24 protein-coding genes and 1 pseudogene are annotated in these 21729 nt (G+C 61.4%); 20 read left to right on the top strand and 5 right to left on the bottom strand.

Annotated elements, in window-relative coordinates; genetic code table 11:
• The first annotated feature begins 147 nt into the window (after nucleotides 1–147).
• The 11 genes and pseudogenes from hemC to JMY24_RS17790 all read left to right on the top strand — a co-directional run.
• A complete protein-coding gene (gene hemC, locus JMY24_RS17840; RefSeq protein ID WP_201702590.1) occupies nucleotides 148–1173 on the top strand; it encodes a hydroxymethylbilane synthase in 1026 nt (341 codons plus the stop codon).
• Nucleotides 1173–3191: a fused uroporphyrinogen-III synthase HemD/membrane protein HemX gene (gene hemDX / locus JMY24_RS17835; protein ID WP_128594517.1), complete on the top strand. Its 2019-nt coding sequence runs from the start codon at nucleotides 1173–1175 to the stop codon at nucleotides 3189–3191. The genes hemC and hemDX overlap by 1 nt, the downstream gene beginning before the upstream one ends.
• Nucleotides 3192–3193: 2 nt before the next feature.
• Nucleotides 3194–4384 (top strand): heme biosynthesis protein HemY, encoded by a 1191-nt coding sequence (locus tag JMY24_RS17830; RefSeq protein ID WP_128594518.1) that lies wholly within the window; start codon nucleotides 3194–3196, stop codon nucleotides 4382–4384.
• 224 nt (nucleotides 4385–4608) lie between these two features.
• Nucleotides 4609–5190 carry a sigma-70 family RNA polymerase sigma factor gene (locus JMY24_RS17825; protein ID WP_193424994.1) on the top strand — a complete coding sequence of 194 codons (582 nt, stop codon included), beginning with the start codon at nucleotides 4609–4611 and terminating at the stop codon, nucleotides 5188–5190.
• A 12-nt stretch (nucleotides 5191–5202) separates the two neighbouring features.
• The gene (locus JMY24_RS17820; RefSeq protein ID WP_128588015.1) at nucleotides 5203–5511 is read left to right on the top strand and encodes a hypothetical protein; all 309 of its coding nucleotides are present in this window, start codon (nucleotides 5203–5205) and stop codon (nucleotides 5509–5511) included.
• A gap of 2 nt (nucleotides 5512–5513) precedes the next feature.
• Entirely contained in the window at nucleotides 5514–5810 is a 297-nt protein-coding gene (locus tag JMY24_RS17815; protein ID WP_128594520.1) for a 4Fe-4S dicluster domain-containing protein, read from the top strand.
• Between the two features lie 103 nt (nucleotides 5811–5913).
• Complete coding sequence (locus JMY24_RS17810) at nucleotides 5914–6630, top strand: O-methyltransferase (protein WP_128594521.1); 717 nt, start codon at nucleotides 5914–5916, stop codon at nucleotides 6628–6630.
• 237 nt (nucleotides 6631–6867) lie between these two features.
• A complete protein-coding gene (locus JMY24_RS17805) occupies nucleotides 6868–7434 on the top strand; it encodes a carboxymuconolactone decarboxylase family protein (RefSeq protein WP_128594522.1) in 567 nt (188 codons plus the stop codon).
• Nucleotides 7435–7487: 53 nt separating this feature from the next.
• Nucleotides 7488–7676, top strand: a complete 189-nt coding sequence (locus JMY24_RS17800; RefSeq protein ID WP_193424997.1) for a hypothetical protein — start codon at nucleotides 7488–7490, stop codon at nucleotides 7674–7676.
• Between the two features lie 54 nt (nucleotides 7677–7730).
• Nucleotides 7731–8402 carry a peroxiredoxin-like family protein gene (locus tag JMY24_RS17795; protein ID WP_201702586.1) on the top strand — a complete coding sequence of 224 codons (672 nt, stop codon included), beginning with the start codon at nucleotides 7731–7733 and terminating at the stop codon, nucleotides 8400–8402.
• A gap of 117 nt (nucleotides 8403–8519) precedes the next feature.
• Nucleotides 8520–8624 (top strand): annotated as a pseudogene (locus JMY24_RS17790) (SDR family oxidoreductase); the annotation flags it as partial.
• Here JMY24_RS17790 and JMY24_RS17785 read toward each other — a convergent pair.
• On the bottom strand, nucleotides 8601–9533 hold the full coding sequence (locus JMY24_RS17785; protein WP_128594523.1) for a LysR family transcriptional regulator: 933 nt from the start codon (nucleotides 9531–9533) through the stop codon (nucleotides 8601–8603). The pseudogene JMY24_RS17790 and the gene JMY24_RS17785 sit on opposite strands and share 24 nt — an antisense overlap.
• Nucleotides 9534–9916: 383 nt before the next feature.
• On the opposite strand from JMY24_RS17785, the gene JMY24_RS17780 reads away from it, so the two are divergent.
• Nucleotides 9917–10978 (top strand): class I SAM-dependent methyltransferase, encoded by a 1062-nt coding sequence (locus JMY24_RS17780; RefSeq protein ID WP_128594525.1) that lies wholly within the window; start codon nucleotides 9917–9919, stop codon nucleotides 10976–10978.
• 310 nt (nucleotides 10979–11288) lie between these two features.
• Here JMY24_RS17780 and JMY24_RS17775 read toward each other — a convergent pair whose 3' ends face one another.
• The 4 genes from JMY24_RS17775 to JMY24_RS17760 all read right to left on the bottom strand — a co-directional run bounded on the left by JMY24_RS17775 (nucleotide 11289) and on the right by JMY24_RS17760 (nucleotide 15526).
• On the bottom strand, nucleotides 11289–12068 hold the full coding sequence (locus tag JMY24_RS17775) for a DUF4286 family protein (RefSeq protein WP_236597438.1): 780 nt from the start codon (nucleotides 12066–12068) through the stop codon (nucleotides 11289–11291).
• Nucleotides 12031–13395, bottom strand: a complete 1365-nt coding sequence (locus JMY24_RS17770) for an MFS transporter (protein WP_128588030.1) — start codon at nucleotides 13393–13395, stop codon at nucleotides 12031–12033. The genes JMY24_RS17775 and JMY24_RS17770 overlap by 38 nt, the downstream gene beginning before the upstream one ends.
• A 165-nt stretch (nucleotides 13396–13560) precedes the next feature.
• Complete coding sequence (locus tag JMY24_RS17765; RefSeq protein ID WP_128594527.1) at nucleotides 13561–14376, bottom strand: IclR family transcriptional regulator; 816 nt, start codon at nucleotides 14374–14376, stop codon at nucleotides 13561–13563.
• Nucleotides 14377–14644: 268 nt separating this feature from the next.
• Nucleotides 14645–15526 (bottom strand): LysR substrate-binding domain-containing protein, encoded by an 882-nt coding sequence (locus JMY24_RS17760; RefSeq protein WP_128588034.1) that lies wholly within the window; start codon nucleotides 15524–15526, stop codon nucleotides 14645–14647.
• Nucleotides 15527–15730: 204 nt separating this feature from the next.
• Between JMY24_RS17760 and JMY24_RS17755 the strand changes: the two genes are divergently transcribed.
• From JMY24_RS17755 to JMY24_RS17720, 8 genes are all read left to right on the top strand, one after another.
• Nucleotides 15731–16477 carry an SDR family NAD(P)-dependent oxidoreductase gene (locus tag JMY24_RS17755; protein ID WP_201702585.1) on the top strand — a complete coding sequence of 249 codons (747 nt, stop codon included), beginning with the start codon at nucleotides 15731–15733 and terminating at the stop codon, nucleotides 16475–16477.
• 55 nt (nucleotides 16478–16532) lie between these two features.
• The gene (locus tag JMY24_RS17750; RefSeq protein ID WP_128592549.1) at nucleotides 16533–17030 is read left to right on the top strand and encodes an oxidoreductase; all 498 of its coding nucleotides are present in this window, start codon (nucleotides 16533–16535) and stop codon (nucleotides 17028–17030) included.
• Nucleotides 17031–17045: 15 nt separating this feature from the next.
• Entirely contained in the window at nucleotides 17046–17444 is a 399-nt protein-coding gene (locus tag JMY24_RS17745) for a DUF427 domain-containing protein (protein WP_128596241.1), read from the top strand.
• A 9-nt stretch (nucleotides 17445–17453) separates the two neighbouring features.
• Nucleotides 17454–18197 carry an SDR family NAD(P)-dependent oxidoreductase gene (locus JMY24_RS17740; RefSeq protein WP_128596240.1) on the top strand — a complete coding sequence of 248 codons (744 nt, stop codon included), beginning with the start codon at nucleotides 17454–17456 and terminating at the stop codon, nucleotides 18195–18197.
• 207 nt (nucleotides 18198–18404) lie between these two features.
• On the top strand, nucleotides 18405–19271 hold the full coding sequence (locus tag JMY24_RS17735; RefSeq protein WP_201702584.1) for an alpha/beta fold hydrolase: 867 nt from the start codon (nucleotides 18405–18407) through the stop codon (nucleotides 19269–19271).
• Between the two features lie 51 nt (nucleotides 19272–19322).
• Complete coding sequence (locus tag JMY24_RS17730) at nucleotides 19323–20069, top strand: SDR family NAD(P)-dependent oxidoreductase (RefSeq protein ID WP_128591309.1); 747 nt, start codon at nucleotides 19323–19325, stop codon at nucleotides 20067–20069.
• A complete protein-coding gene (locus JMY24_RS17725) occupies nucleotides 20053–20331 on the top strand; it encodes a glutathione S-transferase C-terminal domain-containing protein (RefSeq protein WP_236597437.1) in 279 nt (92 codons plus the stop codon). The genes JMY24_RS17730 and JMY24_RS17725 overlap by 17 nt, the downstream gene beginning before the upstream one ends.
• Before the next feature lie 325 nt (nucleotides 20332–20656).
• Entirely contained in the window at nucleotides 20657–21637 is a 981-nt protein-coding gene (locus tag JMY24_RS17720; RefSeq protein ID WP_201702583.1) for a phospholipase D-like domain-containing protein, read from the top strand.
• Nucleotides 21638–21729 lie beyond the last annotated feature (92 nt).

Raw genomic sequence — 21729 nt, 5'->3', positions numbered from 1 at the left:
GCCGATACCGCGTCGGCACGGCGCCCCGCCGCGCCTCGATTCGAGCCTTGCCCCGTAAGGGCGACAGGCGGGCGAACCGGGGAGTCAACGCAAGGGCGCGTGCTAACATTGTTTGTTATTCCATCCCGTCATTCAATCGACAAGCTAATGAACACCGAGACGTTTGCCGCGCCACCCCACACGCTTGTGATTGCGTCGCGAGAAAGCCGCCTCGCCATGTGGCAGGCGGAGCATGTGCGATGTGCGCTGCACAAATTATATCCATCTTGTGACGTAAAAATCCTCGGAATGACGACACGTGGCGATCAAATTCTCGATCGCACTTTGTCGAAGGTGGGTGGTAAGGGGCTGTTCGTCAAAGAACTCGAAGCGGCGCTCGCCGATGGCCGCGCCGATCTCGCGGTGCACTCGCTCAAAGACGTGCCGATGGAACTGCCCGCGGGCTTCGCGCTCTCCACGATCATGGAGCGCGAAGATCCGCGCGACGCACTCGTATCGAACGATTACGACTCGCTAGCCGCGCTGCCGGCCGGTGCGGTGGTGGGCACATCGAGCCTGCGCCGCGAAGCGATGCTGCGCATGCGCTATCCGCATCTCGAAGTGCGGCCGCTGCGCGGCAATCTGGATACGCGCCTCACCAAACTCGATCGCGGCGATTACGCGGCGATCATTCTCGCTGCGGCAGGCCTCAAGCGCCTCGGCCTGGGTGACCGTATCCGTGCGCTGCTGGATCCGGAGGACAGCTTGCCTGCTGCGGGGCAGGGCGCGCTCGGCATCGAGATTCGCGCCGATCGCGCGGACCTCGCGGCATGGCTCGCGCCGCTGCATCACGAACATACCGCGGCAGCCGTCGAAGCCGAGCGCATGGTGTCGCGTTCGCTCGGCGGCAGTTGCGAAGTGCCGCTCGCCGCGTACGCGACATGGCATGACGGCGCGCTGCATCTGCGCGGCATCGTGGCGACGCCCGATGGCCAGCGCGTTCTGAGTGCGCAGGCGTCGGCGCCCGCGCCGACCGTCGAACGCGCAATCGCCTTGGGCAGCGAAGTGGCGAGCGCGCTCGAACAGCAAGGCGCCATGGACATCGTCCGCGCGCTCAGCACGGCGAGCGGTCCCGCGGCGCCGGGAGCGGGTGCGGGCTCCGGCGCGGCAGACAGCGCGGTGTCCGGCGACTGATGGCGGCCGACATTCCCGGCAACGCATCGCCATCCGCCGGCAAGGCGGCGTTCACTGTCGTGATTACGCGACCGGCCGGTCAGTCGAGCGAACTGATAGAACGCCTTTTCGCGGCCGGCATTGCGACGCTCGACTTCCCGCTGATCGACATTGCGCCTGTCGCCGACGACGCGCCGTTGCGCGCCGCGCTCGCTTCTCTCGAACGCTATGTGCTCGTCGTATTCGTGTCGCCGAACGCAATCGATCACGCGTTTGCGCAGAGCGGCGCGATCTGGCCGCACGCATTGCCGGTCGGCGTAGTCGGGCCGGGCAGCGTGCGGGCGCTCGCGCGCCACGGCGTCAGTGCACCGGCTCACCGGGTCATCAGTCCAGCATCCGACGCGGACGACGACAACGGACGCTTCGACTCCGAAGGCCTCTTCGCCGCGATCGACTCGGCGCTCGGCGAGGCGAGTCTCGAAGGCAAGCGTGTTCTGATCGTGCGCGGCGACGGCGGCCGCGAGTGGCTCGCCGAGCGTCTACGCGAGGCCGGCGCTGAGGTGGAGACGGTCGCCGCGTACCGGCGGCTCGTGCCAGAACCGTCGATCGGCGCGTGGGCTCGTGTGCATCGACTGCTTGCGGGCGAACCGCATGCCTGGCTTCTCACCAGTTCCGAAGGCGTGCGCAATCTGCACGAACTCGCGCAAGAGCATCTCACCGCCGACGAACTCGCGCAGCTCAAGCGCGCCACGCTCGTCACGCCTCATCCCCGTATTGCTCAGACCGCGCGGGCATTGGGTTTTGATAGGATTACGGTGTCCGGCGCGGGCGACGAGCGCATCGCACACGCCTTACTCGCCGCCCTGCCGACCGTAGTTCAACCGGTACCGTCCAATCCGGCTCATTCACCGGCTAAATCACGCATGACTGAAACGAACGCATCCACGAACGCTTCACCCCAGCCGGCCGCGACCGCAGCGTTGCCGCCGAATCAACCCTTCACGCCCTACGAAGCGCAAAAGCGTCGCAGCGCGAGCGGACCGCTGCTGTGGTTTGTCGTGGTGGTTCTTGCTTGCGCCGCGGGCGTGGGCGGCTATGCGCTCAATCGCAAGGTGGAGCGCACCGAGCAGCAAATCGCGCAACGTCAGCAGGCGAACGACACGCAAACCAACGAACTGCGCATCAAGACCGAGCAGGCGCTTGCCACGGTGCGTCAGTCCGACTCGCAGGTCGCGCAACTTGAGGGCAAGCTCGCCGATGCGCAAGCCGCGCAGCAGGCGCTGCAGCAACAGTACGCGGATCTCGCGCGCAACCGCGACGACTGGACGCTCGCAGAAGTCGGGCAGATGCTGTCTGCCGCGAGCCAGCAATTGCAGTTGACCGGCAACACGCAGCTTGCGCTCTTCGCGCTGCAAAGCGCCGACACGCGGCTCGCGGCGTCGGATAGCCCGCAGGCGGTCGCGGTGCGCAAGGCCATCGCGCAGGACATCGACAAGCTGAAGGCCGCGCCTTCCACCGACCTGACGGGTCTCGCGATCAAGCTCGACAACGCGGTCGATCAGATCGACAGCTTGCCGCTTTCCGGCGAAGCGCCGATTGCCCATGCCACGCCGCATGCGGCGACATGGGCGGACACGGCCAAGGTATCCGCGGCCACCGGCGAGCCGCGCTGGAAAGTGTGGTGGAACCAGTTGACGAGCGGCATCGGCCAGCAGTTGACGAGCCTCGTGCAGGTGCGCCGCATCGACAACGCGGACGCGATGATGGTCGCGCCCGACCAGGGCTACTTCGTGCGTGAGAACGTGAAGCTGCGTTTGCTGTCGGCGCGTCTTGCGCTGCTCTCGCGCAACCAGACCACGCTGAAGTCTGATCTGCAGGGCGCGCAAACGGCGCTGACGCGTTACTTCGATATGTCGTCGAAGAAAACACAGAACGTAGTCGATCTCGTCAAGCAGGTGGAGGCCGGGTCGGCCGCGGTCGAATTGCCGAATCTGAACACGAGCCTGCAGGCTGTCAATCAATACCGGGGCCGGGGTTAATCATGGCGATCCGGGGACTTCTATGGCTCGCGCTGCTCTTCACCGTGGCGGTTGCGCTCGCGGTGGTCGGACGCTTCGACATGGGGCAGGTGATGTTGGTGTATCCGCCGTACCGCGTCGACATGTCGCTCAATTTGTTCGTGGTCGGGCTCGTGGTGCTGTTTGTTCTGCTGTATGCGCTCCTGCGCATCGTGCGCAATATCTGGCGCATGCCGCAGCGTGTGGCGGCCTACCGTGCGCGCTCGCGCGTCGCGAAGGCGCACGCCGCGCTGCGTGACGCGATCGGCAACCTGTACGCCGGACGCTTTTCGCGCGCGGAAAAGGCTGCGAAAGACGCACTTGCGAACGGCGACAACAAGGGCGCGGCCGGCTTGATCGCGGCCACCGCGGCGCATCGCATGCATGAATATGCGCGGCGCGACGAATGGCTCGCGCAGATCGACGAAACCGACTGGCAGGACGCGCGTCTCATGGCCACCGCCGACATGCGAGCCGACGGCCGCGACGCGGATGGCGCGCTTACCGCGCTCACCGAAATGCAATCGCAGGGCGCGCGGCGCATTCACGCGCAGCAGATCATGTTGCGCGCGCAGCAGCAATTGAAGAACTGGGGCGAGGTGCTCAAGCTCGTCAAGACGCTGGAAAAGCGCGAGGCGATTCATCCGGCGGTGGCGGTGCGCTTGCGGCAACTGGCGGCGGAGAATCTGCTGCGCGATCGTCGGCATAACGCCGATGCGCTGCTCGAACTGTGGAATTCACTGACGCCGACGGAGCGTCATTCGCCGCGTCTCGCCGATCTTGCCGCGGAACTGCTGGTTGCGCTGAATCGTCCGCAGGAGGCGCGGAAAATTGTCGAGGACGCGCTCGCGCAGAATTGGGATGCGCGGTTGCTGCGTCGTTACCCGGATACTACTGGCGGCGATGCGTTGCCGCTGATTCAGAAGGCCGAAGCATGGCAGAAGGATCGTCCGGACGATGCGGACTTGCTGTTCGCGTTGGGGCGGTTGTGTCTGCATCAGCAGTTGTGGGGCAAGGCGCAGTCGTTCCTTGAGCGTGCGCTGAAGCTTGCTGACAATGAGACGCTGAAGATTCGTTCGCACCGTGCATTGGCTCGGCTGCATGAGCAATTGGGGGATACCGAGAAGGCGAGCCAGCATTATCGTGAGAGTGCGTTGGCGATGAATATCGTGTGAGTTGCTGTTGGCGTGGTGGCGATTCGTTGAATTGCACGCGCCTTTGTTTGCTTTGCCTGATGGCCGCAGCTCACGCTGCGGCCATTTGTTTTTCGACTTGGTTTGATCAGTGACTTAATGATCACAACCCCTTCACGCACTGCCTCAAGCGAACCTGCAGTAGCTACGGGAAAGAATTTTCACGCTCGCCACAATATTTGCGCTCCTGAAACGTCTTCAGACGCATGGAACCGCCACCCACCTCGCAGACGATGACCGAACGGGACAACGACATCACCGCGACCGTGGTGCGTGAGCGCACGAGGCTCGTCAATTTTATTCGGCGACGAATACGCGATCCAGACGATGCCGAGGACATTCTGCAGGACGTGTTCCATGAATTTGTGCAGGCCTACCGGCTGCCCGCTCCGATCGAGCAGGCGAGCGCGTGGCTTTTCCGGGCCGCGCGCAACCGCATCATCGATCGCTTTCGCAAGAAAAGAGAGCAGCCTCTGACAGATCTGTCAGAGGATGAGGATGACACCAGCAGTGAGTATCGCCTCGACCTCGCCCTACCGGCGCACGATGCTGGTCCTGAAGCGCTCTACGCTCGTGCTCTATTGCTCAAAGCCTTGCAGGACGCGCTCGATGAGTTGCCGCCGAATCAGCGCGAGGTGTTTATCGGACACGAACTCGAAGGGCGGCCCTTCAAAGACATGGTGGCGGAAAGCGGCGTCGCGCTGAATACGCTGCTCGCGCGCAAACGCTACGCGGTCTTGCATCTGCGCGCCCGACTGCAGGCCATTTATGACGAACTGGGTATTTAGAGGAGTCGACGGATGAAATATCGAATCAGATGTGTGGGCAAAGTGCTGCTTGTGGTGGTCGGCATAGGCGTGCTCGGGTGGGTGGTCATGACTCTATGGAACTGGGTGATTCCGGCGATATTCGTCGGCGCCCGTGCGATCGACTTCGCGCATGCGTTGGGCTTGCTGGTTTTGAGCCGCATCCTGTTTGGCGGATTCCGCGGACACGGCGGCTGGCGCGAACGGCGTCATTGGCGCAAATGGGAAGCCATGACGCCTGAGGAACGGGAGCATTTCCAGTCGGCATGGCGATCGGGCCGCGCCGGGCGCGCGGGAGATTGAACATGCGCGAGAAATCAACGGCCGACTGCAAACAGAAGCCGGGCGTGATTGCGCCACTCGTCGACCTGAAACGTTGCGAAGGTAAGGGCGATTGCCTGGATGTTTGTCCCGAGAACGTGTTTGAGATCCGGCGCATCGACGAGGTCGATTATCTGAGTCTCGGTTTGATGCATCGCCTTAAGCTACGCGTGCATGGAATGAAAGTCGCCTACACGCCGAATGCGGACGCCTGCCGGTCATGCGGTCTTTGCGTGACCGCGTGTCCTGAACGCGCGATCAAGCTGGCCAGAACGGCATAGCGTCAAACGTCTTTGCTGATGGCGTTACGACATCGCAGGCTGCCAGGTAGCGGTCAGTCGCTGGAGACTTCATCAACACTACCGATCTCGTCAAGGAGAGCACATGGTGTCGTCAAGCACAGTTCTTTTGCGGCGGCTTCACGAACAGAGCCAGACAGAAGTAATCGCCCGCGCACAGGCGCAGTTTGACGGATCGAGCGAGGAGTTTCTGACTCTCGCGGAGGAATATGACACGCTCGCACCTCGACTGCGCGGCCGGTTTCTCGAAACGCTCGGACTATCTAGTGAAGATTTCGAATCGTCGCAAGGCACTCCTCTATCGTTAGCCGTGTCAGAGAAAACGGGAAGGTTTTTACACAACATGGTGCTTTCGCACAAACCGGCTCGAATCCTCGAACTCGGCAGTTCCTGCGGCGTGTCCACGCTGTATCTCGCCGAGGCCTTGCGCACGTTGGGCAGTGGAATGGTTGTCGCGACTGAATCCGACGCGGTTAAGTGCGCACATCTTCAGGCCAACGTCAAAGCGGCGGGCGTAGATGCTTATGTTGACCTGCGGGAAGGCGATGCATTCCAGACCGTTTCCGAACTGGAAGGCACTTTCGATATGGTGTTTATCGACGTGTGGGCCAACACCTACCTGGATCTGTTCAAGCAAACTGAGCGCCTGCTGCGCCCGGGCTCTATCGTTCTTGCCGACAACATGTACACGGCCGAGGACGCCGTTCGTCCCTACAAGCACTATCTTGACGACGATCCGCGATTTTCGACAACGACGCTGGACTTTGAGTCAGGGCTCGAATTTACAGTCGTCGTTTCTTAAGCCGGTGAAGAGCGCGCTAAGCAAACGCGTCCGGTAAGGCGAAGTACATCACTTGCGCGGCTGGATGATTGCCAGGGCGAAACCCGCTCCCGCGAACGCGCACGCGGCGCGTGCACGCCAACGGCACTGCCGTCGCTTTATGCCTGCCAGGAATGACTGTTATCAACGACGCCTGCCTTCTTCGGCTGGGCGCTGACCTTCATCATTTGCTCACCGTCAACCAACAGGAGCAAAACGATGAGCAACTTCCAAACCTATACGATCGATAACGCACCGGCCGCGTCGAAGGCCAGCCTCGAAGACACGAAGCGCGCCTTCGGCTTCGTCCCCAACTTGCAGGCGCATATGGCGGAATCGCCTGCGCTGTTGGCCGGCTACTCGGCGCTGTGGGATCTGTTCTCGAAAAGCACACTGACGCCGCACGAGCAGCAGGTCGTCTACCTCACCTCGAACTTCGAGAACAACTGCCACTACTGCATGGCCGGTCACAGCACGCTGGCAAAGATGCTCAAGATGGACGCGGGCGTGATCGCCGCGCTGCGCGCGGGCACGCCGCTGCCCGATGCAAAGCTCGAAGCGCTGCATCGCTTCACGACGCTCGTGGTGCGTGAGCGTGGCTTCGTCCCGGACGCCGATGTCGACGCGTTTCTCGCCGCTGGCTACACCCGTCAAAACGTCCTCGAAGTGATTCTTGGCGTGGCAACCAAGGTGATGAGCAACTACACGAACCACATCGTTCACACCGAACTCGACGGCTTCATGACCGGTAACGAGTGGACTAAGCCGGTCGCTGTCGCTGCTTAAGCTGTCGCTCCTTAAGCCGTCTGCGGAAGCCCTCGCGGCTCCCGTCAAACCCGGTGGAACGTGCGCATGCCATCGCCGCGACTATCGCAAAGCAGCCGCCGCTCACCACCAAATACACCCGCATCGGAATCACCGAGCGATTGGGTCGCGTGATCGACGAAGGCATCGGCTACGGCCTGGCGCTCCAAGGCGTCACTGCGGCCGAAGCGGCACGCATTGCCTCAGCGCAAAACGCAGCCTGAACCTACTGACTCGTTGATTCCTCATTCCTCTATTCCTCTCGAAGGAGAACACTCATGTCACTGCAAGACAAACTCGACGCATTCCGGGCCGACTTCAAGGCTGGCAAACCGCCGTTCAACGCACCGCCAGAAATTCATCCGGTGATGGAACGCGCCACGGCAGAACTGATTGCGAGCGGGCAAGCGGGCCGCGCGATCAAGGCCGGCGACCGCGCGCCGCATTTCCAACTGAAAGATCAGGATGGCAACGACGTGTCTTCCGCTGCGTTGCTGGTGAAGGGCCCGCTGGTGGTGACGTTTTATCGCGGCGTCTGGTGCCCATACTGCAATATCGAATTGCAGGCGATCAACGAAGTGCTGCCTGAGATTCAGGCCTACGGCGCGAACGTCGTGGCGATCTCGCCGCAGACGCCGGTCAATAGCCGCAAGTCCGTGCGCACCAACGAATTGGACTTTCCGGTGCTGAGCGACGAGAACGGTCAGACGGGTGCCGACTTCGGACTGCGTTTCGCGTTGCCCGACTATCTGGTCGAGCTGTACCAAAACCTGAAAAACGATCTGCCGGCGTTCAATAACGACCCGAGCTGGACGTTGCCGATGCCCGCTCGCTATGTCGTCGGTCAGGACGGCATCGTGCTCTATTCGGAGGTCAACCCCGATTACACGCGTCGTCCGGACCCGTCGGACATGTTCCCGGTTCTGGAAAAAGCGACGGCCAACGCCTGAGCCTGACCGTTCAACGCTCAACGCGCACAGATCGCCGCGCCGGAGAACCCGTCGCGGCATTTCGATTCCTTCCGGTTCGTAAAGGACATTTGATGACGCAGCGTACATTTCTCGTAACTGGCGCGACCAATTGAGTTTCTGCTTTCTGATGCGGCGGCTTTCATAACCGGTCAGACGCTTTACGTCGACGGCGGAGCATCAATCGGTAAGCTCGCTTTCTGAGGACGGGCCGCTGTTGGCGCTGCCGGCGGCACCGAGTACCTCTTCGACGAAGGCGATGAACGCTCGCGCCTTCGCACTTACCAGGCGTCCGGCCGGGAAGACCGCCCACAGGTCGATCGAGGGCAATTCCCAGTCGGTCAGTACCGCTTGAACCGAGCCATCGGCAAGTTCCGGCGAGAACATCCATTCCGACGCGATCGCAAGGCCCAATCCACCAAGCACCGTCGTACGCATGCCTTCGGCGGCGCTCACGCTGACGCGGCCGGACACGACCACCGCCACTTCCTTGCCGTGCTGGCTGAACGCCCACGACTCGCCGCCGCCTCGCAACGAATACACGATCACCTGATGCTGACTGAGGTCCGCAGGCGTTTTCGGCACGCCTGCTTCGGCGAGGTATGCAGGCGTTCCGACGACCAGCCGACGGCTTTGCGCAATGCGGCGCGCGGTCATTGTCGAATCGTCGAGCGATCCCATGCGCAGGGCAACGTCCACGCCCTTTTCGAGCAGATCGATGGTGCGGTCGTCCAGCACGATATCGATCTGCAAATCAGGGTGCCGATCGAGAAACGTCTTGAGCGCGGGGAGGATATGCAGCCGCGCGAAGGTCACGGCGGCGCTGATGCGCAGCACGCCGGACAGCCCAGTAGACGCGTCGCGCGCGACATGTTCGGCAAGTTCCACTTCTTCGATTGCGCGCCTCGCGTGCTCATAGAAACGCTGACCGGCATCGGTGGGCGTCAGACCGCGTGTCGAGCGCAAAAGGAGTCGTACGCCGAGTCGCTCTTCGAGTTGCGCGATCGACTTCGAGACTGCCGGTTGCCCGAGTTTGAGTCGCTTGGCGGCTGCCGAGAACGAGCCCGCCTCCACGACGCTGACGTACGTTTCCATTGCTGCCATCCGGTCCATGCCGCTGCTTCTCCTTGAGGGACCGTGAAGTCCGTATCGTGGCTGAGATGTGTTAAGGCGGAAGTCTAGCGTGTCAGAACACGTCGAGCGTCATTGGTCATCCTTGCCGGAATAGCGCTTATCACTTCCGGCCGGACTTCACCGGATGTTAAATGCCCCGCAAAGTTCGCCTCACGACAAGCCGGTACCTCCCTTAAATGGCCGGTACCGAAGACGACTGGTGGCGCGTCCTGCACTGGCGTCGGCGACGCAATGGCGCCATGCATTGTCGTTTCATTCTGCTATTGCCTACCTATACTCTTCATGGGCAACGTTAGCCTGCTGCAAGGAACGACAGCGCTTTTTCGTCAGATGTATTCTGCCTTCGTAGCGTGAGGTGGCACATGCAATACGACCAACAGAAAGTGGAAGACTTCATGGGGCGGATGGTTGGAGAGTTCGGCGCAGTGGCGTGCGCGCCGCTGATCGCGCTCGGCGACCGGCTCGGCCTCTACAAAGCGATGAGCGAGCAGGGCTGGATGACCTCGGAGCAGGTCGCGGAACGTGCCGGTCTCGCCGAACGATACGTGCGCGAATGGCTCGCCGCGCAAGCTGCATCCGGTTTCATTGACTATGAGCCTTCGACTGCCCGCTATCAGCTCGCCAATGAAATGGCGATGTGCTTTGCCGAAGAAACGAGCCCGACTTTTATCCCCGGCTTCTGTGACTGCGCTGAAGCGATGTTCCGCAGCTTGCCGAAACTCGAAGCCGCGTTTCGCACGGGTTTGGGCGTCGGTTGGCATCAGCATCATCCATCGCTGTTCCGGGGTACTGAACGATTCTTTCGTCCGGGCTATGCAGCGCATCTTGTCAATGAATGGATCCCCGCGCTCGACGGAGTACAAGAGATTCTCAAGGGGCGTGGCGCGAAAGTCGCGGATGTCGGCTGTGGCCACGGCGCATCGACGATATTGATGGCTCAGGCATACCCGAACGCGGCTTTCGTCGGCTTCGATTATCACGAGCCGTCCGTACAAAGAGCACGTGAACTTGCCGACGGCGCGGGCCTCGGCGACCGCGTCACGTTTGAAGTCGCAACCGCGCAGCAATATCCCGGGAAGGACTACGACCTCGTCGCCTTCTTCGATTGCCTGCACGATATGGGCGACCCGACGGGCGCAGCAGCACACGTCCTGCAAACGCTGCGACCCAATGGATCGTGGATGATCGTAGAACCGTTCGCGAATGACCGCCTCGAAGACAATATCAATCCTGTCGGACGGGTGTTCTATTCTGCCTCGACGATGATTTGCACAGGCGCATCGTTATCACAGGAAGGCAGAAGAGCGCTCGGCGCTCAGGCGGGCGAAGCGCGGCTCAGAGAAGTCGTGACTGCTGGCGGCTTCACGCGCTTCAGGCGTGCAACGCAAACGCCGTTCAATCTGGTTTTTCAGGCGCAGGCGTGAACCTGGTTCTCTTGCCGGAAACCGCGCGAGCGACGCACAAAAGTCGTCGGGAGCGCGGACGGCAATCGTCAATGTGGAAGAGATGCGTGCCAACTGAGCGCCAAACATCACGCGGAGATAGCGGCACGGGATGGCAAGATGCACGTCATGGCGACCTCACTCGTGCGGCATCAGATGTGACCGCAAAAGGTGGCGGACGACGTAACCACTGAACCTGGCCTTGAAGATGTGCCGACGATTCAGGCCACGACGGCAAACGTCCTAAAGTGGTCGGACCGCCTCTCTCTAAGTTATTCCAGACATCAAATGCCTATTCGGAATGGCAGACGAAGACGAGGTCGTATGAATCGAACAAATCAGGATTGATCCCGGCTGCCTTGCTCGCCTGCATCGTTGCCCGGTCAAGCGAGCCATTATCGAGCGACTCCACGAGAAGTAATCCCGCGAATTCACCTTCTGAACTTCGCCGCATCGACTTTTCCTGCGTGGCAATCGCTGTCGCCTCGTTTTTCACGGCCATGATCTGCGCGTTCACAACCCAGTCGCCTTTCGCGAGTGCATCGACGATTGCCTGCCCTTGCTGGGCTGTCAGGCATTCCGGTAGTGCGTCTTCAAATCGTGCGATGGCGAGGTGACCGCCGTATCCGGTTGAGTTCGCACCGCGGGCGAGAATAGTTCCGCCGCCGCGGCGAAACTGCTCGAGCGTCGGCATGATCCGGCGGGTCCACGCAGTCGGGTTATTCAACCTTTCCAGATAGCCAGAACTCGCCATCACGTCCGCGTTGTCCAGTTCGTACAGCATCATGTACTCCGAGGGCCGCTTGTCGCGTCGCTTGAAGACCCGCCCTGACCGAAAACCCGGTACGCCTACCCGTTCAAAAATGTGTTCCCGGGTGAGCCAGTGCATGTAGTCAGTTTCCGATTCGGTCGCGATCGTGCTCCAGATCGCGAGAAGGCCAGTGTTTGCGGTGTCCAATTGTGTGTGCTCCATCTGCTTTCGAGTGCTCAAAGGCTGTGCTTCTTCCGGTGCAAAACGAAGGCACAGCGCGAGATCAATAGGTGGCCTGCCCAGAGACACGTTGATGCTCACCGGCGATCTCGGCCGCTGAGTCGAGGCGGTTCATGTCGATGCCCGCGGTCTCTGGTCCGATCGCAATCATGCAGAACGACAGGATATTGAGTGCTCCAACCAATGCGACGAGCGGCCACGGCGATCCGTTGCCGAGGTGTAATAACCAGGCGGCGACCACCGGAATCGGCCCACCAGCGAACAGGCTCGCACCGGTGAATGCGAGGGCCGAACCGGAATAGCGAACATTGGTTGGAAACGCCTCAGCGAACGCGACCGGTTGAATCCCCGTTTGGACCTGCGTGAATGCCATGAAAAGCCCCATAGCTACCGCCATCGGTACGAAGCTTCGAGTAGCCAGGACCGGAAAATAAAACAGCATGATCACGAAGGTAGCGGCGGACGCGAGCAGCAATGCGCGCTTACGGCCAATCCGGTCACTCAGCAGGCCGCCAAGGATCGAACCTGCGATGGCGCAGGCATTGGCGATCATCAGCAACATGAAGCCGGTCTGCTTGGGCACGCCGAGCGTATTCGTCAGATAGCTCAAGGTGAATACGACGGCGAGATAGAAAAGGGCAGTCGGTCCGCAGAAGAACAGCATCATGCGAATGATCGTCTTGTAGTGAAGGCGGAACGCATCCCTTAGAGGGCTTCCGACCTTGGCCACAGTGGACTGCTGCATCTTGACGAAAGCCGGAGTCTCGGCAACGCGCAGTCGGATGTAAATGCCGACGAACACCAGCACGAAGCTCAGCACGAACGGAATCCGCCAGCCATAGCTGATGAAGGCATTCGCGCTCATCGTAGAGGAAAGTAGTAGAAGCACCGCGTTAGCAACGATCTGGCTCAGTGGAGCGCACATGCCGATCAGACCGGAGTATTTGCCTCGCCGGTCTGCTGGAGCATGCTCCAGCGCCATCAGTTGGCCACCAGTAGATTCGCCGCCAAGTGCGAAACCCTGAACAATGCGAAGAATGACAAGCAGCAGAGGCGCATAAATTCCAATCTGCGCATAAGTGGGCAGCAAACCCATCAGTACCGATGTGAGACCCATCACCGACACCGTACCGAGCATGAGATTGCGACGTCCAATCTTGTCGCCGAAGTATCCGCAGATGATCGCGCCGAGTGGTCGGGCGGCCAGTCCGACGCTGAAAGTTGCCAACGAGGCAAGCATGGCGGAACTCGAATCCATCGCCGGGAAGAACAACTTTGGTAACACGGTGGCTGCGACTGATCCGTAGAGCGTAAAGTCAAACCATTCAAGTGCGGTGCCAAGCGTGGCGGCGCTCACCGCCCTGTTGGCCATGGAATGTGAGGTAGGTTGCTCTGAAACATGGTTCATGCGTGTCTCCTGCTGTCTTTAAAAGAGTCTGTGCTGCTCTTGCGTCAATCGCTTATTTTTAATTTCTACTGCTAAATATCCGATCTGAAGTAGTGGCGAATTTCAATTCGCCATGTCACCACATCAAGTCACGAACGGATAACGTCCAGCAACGGACGCCTTGGCCTAGCGCTCAGCGCCTGCGGTGCGGCTGGCGCCTTGCATTGCCTGCTTAAGCATGGGGGACACACCGCTTGCATCGGACAATTCAGTTGCCGTCGCCATGAGCGCCGGAGCGAGCTCTTTCATTCTCTCTTCAGTCAACCGTGACATCGGTCCCGCGATGATCAGAATTGCGCGCACTTCGCCATTGCTCATATGCACAGGCGTGGCCATAGAACTCATGGCGGGCAGAAACATGTCTTGCGTCGTTGCGTAGCCATTCTTGCGCGCGTGCTCGATCATTGGCAGTAGAGCTTTGAACGTGGTCGGCGCAAGCGGACCAAAGTCCGACGGCATGCCAAAGCCCTGTTTCGACACAAGCCGGATCGCGTCTTCTTCGCTCTTGCCAGCGAGCCAGATCATGCCTGCTGCACTGCATGAAAGAGTCACCGCCCGGCCCATCTCCGGGTCGTAGCGGATACCTTGTCGCGCGCCTTGCGCCTTGGCCACGTAAATCAACTGCTCGCCATCGACGATCGCAAGCCGAACCAATTCGCCCGAAGTAGCCGCAAGTCGTTCCAGAATGGGCTGGGCGACGTCAACGACCCCACCTGCGCTGAGAAATCGCAGTCCCAGCGAAGGAAGTTTCATGGTCAGCGAAAATTCGCCGCGCCGTTCGTCCTTGCGCACATAACCCTGCTCGAACAGATCCGCGAGAAGACGATGAGTAGCGCTAACTGGCAAATCGAGCTTGGCGGAAAGTTCTGAAAGCGTTTTGCCTTCTGGCGCACTGGCGAGCTCTTCCAGTACACGAAGGATGCGTTCGGCGACAGCGCTCATGATGACTACCCAAGTTGAGTCGTTCGACGTGTGCCATCATAGTGGAAAGCGTTTCCAAAATGCAAACACTTTTCAAAAATTGATCGAGGGGAGGGCTTAATTCTTCCGTGGGTTAATGGATACGCAGTCGCGAAAGTAGCCGGTGTCCGGTCTGAGCGCATCTCCCAATGGACATTGACGGCCTCAACAGGCGGGTCCTGGCCGATGCTAAGCCTCCTTCTTAGGGACGCTGTGCCAACCCGGGCACAGCGTCGCCGCTCAGCGTCACTCAGGCAGCCATCAGTTCATCCGCTCTGGACAGAAAAAATTTAAGCACGGGCGATGCATTCGACCGACTGTAGCCGATCGCGAGATCGACGGTCGGCGCTTCGCCTTCCAGCGGGCGGCTCACCACCGACCACGGCAGCAGATTGTTCGCGTACTCGGGCATCAGCGACAGCCCGCGCGTGGAAGCGACCAGCGACATCGCCATCGCCAGGTTGTCGACGCCATGTTCGGGCTTGGGATCGAGCCCGTTCTCCCGCAGATATCGCTCGACCACATCGTGCAGCACGCGGGCCTTGTTCGACGCCATGACAAACGTCTCGCCCTCCAGGTCTGAAGGCGAGATCGCTTCTTTCGCTGTCAGCCGATGGTCGCTGGGCATCAGCACGATCAGTTTCTCGCGATGGACCACGCGGTAATCGAGATCCAGCCCCGGCTCGCAGCGCACGAACGCGAGGTCTAGCTTGCCGCGCGCGACGGCGTCGGCGAGATCGGGCGAATAGCCGCTCGACACTGTCACGTCGATATTCGGCAGCTCGTCGCGCAAGACTTGCATCGCGCGCGGCAACCAGGTCATTTCCTGACCCGTCAAAAAACCGAGCGCGAACACCTGTTTGGCAGGACGCGAGGCGCGGCGCGCGGCCTCGACGGCAGCATCGACCTGGGCGAGCGCGAGCCGTGCATGGTCCAGAAACGCCTTGCCCGACGCCGTCAGCTCGACGCCCCGCGCGCTGCGGCTGAACAGTTCCGCGCGCACTTCGTCTTCCAAATCGCGAATCTGCCGGCTGAGCGACGGCTGGGACGTGAACAGCCGCTGCTCGGCGGCGACCGTGAGGCTGCCTGTTTCCGCTACCGCAACGAAATAGCGCAGATGGCGCAGCTCCATGTCTTCTCCTGTTTGGCCTTGTCGTTCCCCCATGCTTTCGAGGCATGCCTGCCAGCCTACAAAGTCTTTTTTCTTTGCGCAAGCGAGGGCTAGATTACGAGCCGACAGTCACATTGAGCAGTGCGGACGCCGCAGAAACAGTCGCGCAGTCATACCCAGCGGCTATCGCTGAGCGGTGCCGCACACCACAAACGGAGCTTCGCCATGAACGACCTTTCTGGAAAAACCGCGCTCGTAACGGGCGCATCACGCGGCATCGGCCGCGCCATCGCGCTTGCGCTCGGACGCGCGGGCGCGCAGGTGCTCGTGCACTACAGCAGCAACGAAGCAGCGGCCGATTCGACCGTCGCAGCGATCGTCGCGAGCGGCGGGCACGCGCAGAAGATCGCTGCCAATCTGCTCGCGGCCGACGGCCCGCACACGCTCGCTAAGCGCGTGCGCGCCGTCGTCGGCGGACGGCTCGACGTGCTGGTGGCGAACGCGGGCATCGCCAAGGCCGCGAGCATCGAAGACACGACTGTGGATGATTTCGACGATCTCTTTGCCGTCAACGTGCGGGCGCCGTTCTTCCTCGTCCAGCAGCTTCTGCCGATGCTCTGCAAAGGCAGCAGTGTCGTGCTGCTGTCGTCGCTGGCGGCACGCGCCGCGGTTGGCGAACTGGCCGCGTATGCCGCGACGAAAGGCGCCGTCGATACCCTCGTGCGGCATTTCGCATCGGCGCTCGGAGAGCGCAGCGTGCGCGTGAACGCGGTGGCGCCCGGCGTCGTCGCGACCGACATGTCGAGCTTCGCGACAACCGACGAAGGCCGCGACTACACGCTCTCCCTGCAGGCGTTGAAGCGCGTCGCGCAACCCGACGACATCGCCGGCGCGGTGACGTTTCTTGCGTCCGACAACGCCGGCTGGATCACGGGTGACACACTGCTCGTCGACGGCGGCTCGAAGCTCTGACCGACACACGCAATCGCAGCGTATTCCATCTCTATCGATTAATAAGGCATCCAGAATGTCAGGCTCGCACCTCAAACTATTCTCTTCGACCCGGATCGGCCCGCTACAACTATCGCACCGCGTTGTGCACGCGCCGATGACGCGCCTGCGCTCCGCTGCCGACGACAGCCCGAGCGCGATGATGGTCGAGTATTACCGCCAGCGCGCGTCGCAAGGCGGTCTGCTGATTACCGAAAGCGCGCATCCTTCGTACGACAGCCGTGGCTATCTCGGCGCGCCCGGCATCTACACGGACGCCGCAGCCGGTGGTTTCGATCGCGCAGGTGCGAAGCAAATCCTGCAACGAGGCGACGCCGATCTGGTCGCCTTCGGCCGCTGGTTTTCGTCGAACCCGGATTTGCCCGAGCGCCTGCGCCGAGCTCTGCCGCTTGCGCCGTACCAACGCGACGCGTTCTGGGGCGGCGACGAACGCGCGTACATCGACTTTCCCGCCTACGACAACGCGAGCAGCGATACCGTTGCCGTCGAACCGTCTGCCGACCAACCTGCCTGATCGGGGAATGCACTCATGTCCACCAGCCATGCTCCCAACGCGGCGCGCAGCGTGAAAACGCCCGGCCCCGATCACCCGATCACGATCGAGCCCAATGCTTCGCGCGTCGTGGTCAAGGTCGCGGGCCGCATCGTCGCCGACACGCGCAATGCACTGACACTTCATGAAGCGCAGTATCCGCCTGTCTTCTACATCCCACGCAAGGATGTCGACATGGCGCTGCTCGAACGCACCAGTCATTCGACTTACTGCCCGTACAAGGGCGACGCCGCGTACTTCTCGATCCCTTCGGGCGGCGAGCGCGCCGTCAATGCGATCTGGACTTACGAGTCGCCGTATCCCGCAGTCGAGCCGATCCGCGCCCACCTCGCGTTCTACACCGACCGTGTCGATTCGATCGAACAACACCAGTAAGGAACCAGCATGAACGAACAGACAGTCGTGCTCGTGACGGGCGCATTGAGCGGCATCGGTCGCGCAGCCGCCCTTGCTTTTGCGCGCGCGAAGGCCCGCGTCGTGATCTCGGGCAGGCGCATGGACGAAGGCCTGGCGCTCGCGGACACGCTCCGCGCGCTCGGCTCAGAGGCAGAGTTCATCCCCGCCGATGTGCGCATCGAAGACGAGGTTCAGGCGCTGATCGAGCGCACCGTCGCACATTTCAGAAGGCTCGATATCGCCGTGAACGCGGCGGGCACGGAAGGCGAATCGGCTCCCGTCGTCGATCAGACAGCCGCACGTTACGCGGACGTTTTCGATGCCAACGTGCTAGGCACCCTGCTCGCAATAAAGCATCAATTGCGCGCGATGTCGGCGCAACGCAGCGGCAGCATCGTCAATGTGTCGTCGACGATGGGCGCGCGCGGCGCGGCCGGTGCAGCGCTCTACGTCGCCAGCAAGCATGCCGTCGAAGGGCTGACGAAGTCGGCGGCGCTCGAAGCCGCTGCTTTCGGCGTGCGCGTCAACGCGGTCGCACCGGGTCCGGTGCAAACGCCGATGCTCGACCGGCTCACGCAGACGCCCGAACGCAAGGCGGCGTTCCTCGACACCGTGCCGCTCAAGCGCGCGGGCACGCCGGATGAAATCGCCGAAGCGATCGTGTACGTGGCGTCCGCCAGTTTCATGACGGGCGAAGTGCTGCGCGTGAACGGAGGCCGCACGGCCTCATGAAGCCTGCTTACGGGGGCATGCATTCCAGGCATGCCACACAACATACAAAGTCTTTCCGCTCACGACGCGCCGCGCCTAAATTACGTTCCAGGATGGCGCCATACGAAGCGCAAGCAGACGAGGCGAAACACAGCAACCAGCCTCGCCATACGTTTCAGCTATAGCGCACCGCACAACCCTCAAGGACTTCCGGAAAGGACAACCGCCATGACACGCCATACTCACCACACCGCGCCGACCCAGTTCGTCGAGGCCAACGGCATCCGCTTCGCTTACCGCCGCTTCGGCAATCCCACGGGCGTGCCGCTCGTGATGAACATTCACTTCACCGGCACGATGGATCACTGGGACCCGGCCGTCACCGACGGTCTCGCGCAACACCGCGAGGTGATTCTGTTCAACAACGCTGGCATTTCGAGCAGCTCAGGCGAGGTGCCGGAGTCTATCGAAGAGATGACCGCCAATGCGGCTGCGTTCATCGGAGCGCTCGGCTTGAAGCAGGTCGACGTGCTCGGCTTTTCGATGGGCGGACTGATCGCGCAGGAACTGGCAATCACGAAGCCGCAACTGGTGCGCAAAGTGATTCTCGTCGGCACAGGCCCGCGCAGCGGCGAAGGCATGACGACGCTCACGCCGGAAGCACAGGAGATTTTTAGCGCGTCGTATGCGCATCCCGATCATTTGTGGCTGCGCGTGCATTTCGCGCCGTCCGAAGCGAGCCAGGCGGCGGGCCGCGGCTTCATCGAGCGCTTCCGTCTGCGCACCCATAACCGAGATCCCGAAGCCAACGACAACGTCGCGCCCGCGCAACTCGCGGCACTCGCCAAGTGGGGCGCGCCGCGTGACAACCCGTACGACTACCTCGCCGCGCTCAAACAGCCGACGCTCGTGGTCAATGGCGACAACGACGTGATCATCTATTCGATCAACTCGTGGACCCTTCAACAGCACATCCCGAATTCGCAACTGATCATCTATCCGGATGCGAATCACGGCTCGCTGTATCAGTACCCCGCGCGCTTTGTCGCGCATGTCGATCAGTTTCTTTCGGAAGCAAAGGCAACGGCTGCGTAACGCGCAGTCTCACACGACTAATCACACGACTTCTCACACTGGAATCTCATCATGACCTCACTGACAGGCAAGACCGCGCTCGTGACGGGCGCATCTCGCGGCATCGGCCGCGCAACCGCCATCGCGCTGGCGAAAGCGGGCGCGCGTGTGCTGGTTCACTACAGCAATGCGGCGCAGGCCGCGGACGATGTCGTCGAAACGATCCGCGCGGCAGGCGGACGGGCCGACAAGGTCGCGGCCGATCTGCGCGACGCAAACGGGCCGCATGAACTGGCCAAGCGCGTGCGATCGTTGACGGGCGAACGGCTCGACATTCTCGTCGCGAATGCGGGCATCTCGAAGGCCGCTTCAATCGAGGACACGACCGTCGAAGACTTCGACGACCTGTTCGCCGTCAACGTGCGCGCGCCGTTCTTCCTCGTGCAGCAATTGCTGCCGGTGCTGGGCGTTGGCAGCAGCGTCGTGTTGCTGTCGTCGCTGGCCGCGCGGGCGTCCGTCAACAACCTGTCCGCCTACGCGGCGACCAAGGGCGCCGTTGACACGCTCGTGCGCCACTTCGCGTCCGCACTCGGCGAGCGTGGCATCCGCGTCAATGCGATCGCTCCGGGCGTGGTCGAAACGGATATGTCGAACTTCGCAAAGACAGACGCGGGCCGCGACTTCACGCTGGGCATGCAGGCGCTCAAGCGTGTCGCGCAGCCCGACGACATCGCGGGCGCAGCCGTGTTCCTCGCGTCCGATGACGCACGCTGGGTCACGGGCGACACGTTGCGTGTCGACGGTGGATCGAAGCTCTGACGCGCTCACGCTCGCGCCGCCTTGGATAGCGGCGTGCGTAATCGTTCAGATGTTGTGGACGAAAAACTTCTTCGCTGACTTCAACGAGCGCCTGAAGACGGTTCCCTTCGTGGCAGGGGACGAGTTCTCGGTGGCCGACATTACGACATTTGTGACCGTCGACTTCGCGGCGGGCGGTATGAAGATGAACATTCCCACTGCATTCGACGCATTACAAGCCTGGTACGGCAAGGTATCGGACCGTGCTTCATCGAAGGCATAAGAGACCGAACATTGGGAGCGATTCCCAATGTTCGGTCATCGCTATTCCGCTAAAAATTCGCATGTAACCCGGAAAGACAACAGTCGAACGATCCGGGCTTCGCGGCACGCGACGAGACTTTACGCCTGGCGGAACACGGGCGCCGCTATTCGGTGCTGCAATCCCCACCGCCCGCTGCGTCATCACACGGTCACGCCGAGACCGGTTCGGCTTAGACTACGCTTCACGCACGCTTGCGAGAAACAGCTGACGGCGTGGCGCGGAAAGCATCCTGGAGAGCAACCTGAGGCCGACCCTTTGATTGTTCGCAGAGCCCGGTTAAGCCATGCCAACGCTGAGATACGTTGCACCCGACCTCCTGAAAAGATCGGTTATCGTCGTTGCATCGATTGCGGTCTGCGCGGCTGCGCTGTCCGGCTGCGCGCTGCCACCGCTTGAAAGCCGCACGCCATCGGTGGCAATAAGCGCAGCAGAGGCGCGGACCACGACGCTTGGGCGGTCGGCCGCTCACGACCTGGCGGCTCACCACGATATGGCCGGTATCTATCCGTTGGCGGATCCGCGTGCAGCCTTCGCTGCGCGCATGGAGCTGGCCCGCACGGCTGAGCGTACGCTCGACGTCCAATATTACATCTGGCGAAACGATCGCACGGGCACGCTCCTGCTCGATGCACTGCGTGCGGCCGCTGATCGTGGCGTACGAGTGCGCCTGTTGCTGGACGACTACGGTTCGTCATCGCTCGATGACACGCTGGCCGCGCTTCAGACACATCCGAATGTCGAGGTCCGGTTGTTCAACCCGTTCGTCATCCGCAGTCCGAAGTTCATCGGCTTCCTGACGGATTTTTCGCGTACCAACCGTCGCATGCATAACAAGTCATTCACCGCCGACGGCGCCGCAACAATCGTCGGTGGACGCAATATCGGCGACGAGTACTTCGGCGCCACCGACGGGATTGTCTTCGCCGATCTCGATGTACTGGCTATAGGCACAATTTCAATCGATGTCGCAGATGAATTCGACCGTTATTGGGCAAGTGAGTCGTCATATCCGGTCGACCTTATCGTCCGCCGTGCCGGCGCTGACAAGCCGGATGAACTGAACCGGAAAGCCCGTACGATCGAAAGCGACTCGACGGCCGCCGCCTACCTGGACGCCATGCGTGATGCGCCGATCGTGCAGCAACTGCTTGATGGCACGCTATCGCTGGAATGGGCGAGAACGCAGATGGTCAGCGACGACCCGGCGAAAGCTTTGCGCCAGGCGCCGTCTGAGACGAGCGTCGTACTGTTGATACGCGCATAGAACTGACCCACTTCCGCTAGAAATTTGCATCGAAAATTGACCCACATGTTCAACTGCCTGCTTGGACGCCAAGCAGGAGAACGGAGTGATAA

Origin of the sequence: Paraburkholderia kirstenboschensis (assembly GCF_904848585.1) — a bacterium.
Classification (GTDB): domain Bacteria; phylum Pseudomonadota; class Gammaproteobacteria; order Burkholderiales; family Burkholderiaceae; genus Paraburkholderia; species Paraburkholderia kirstenboschensis.
The sequence above is the reverse complement of the archived record's forward strand: the minus strand, read 5'-3'. Positions and strand labels throughout refer to the sequence as shown.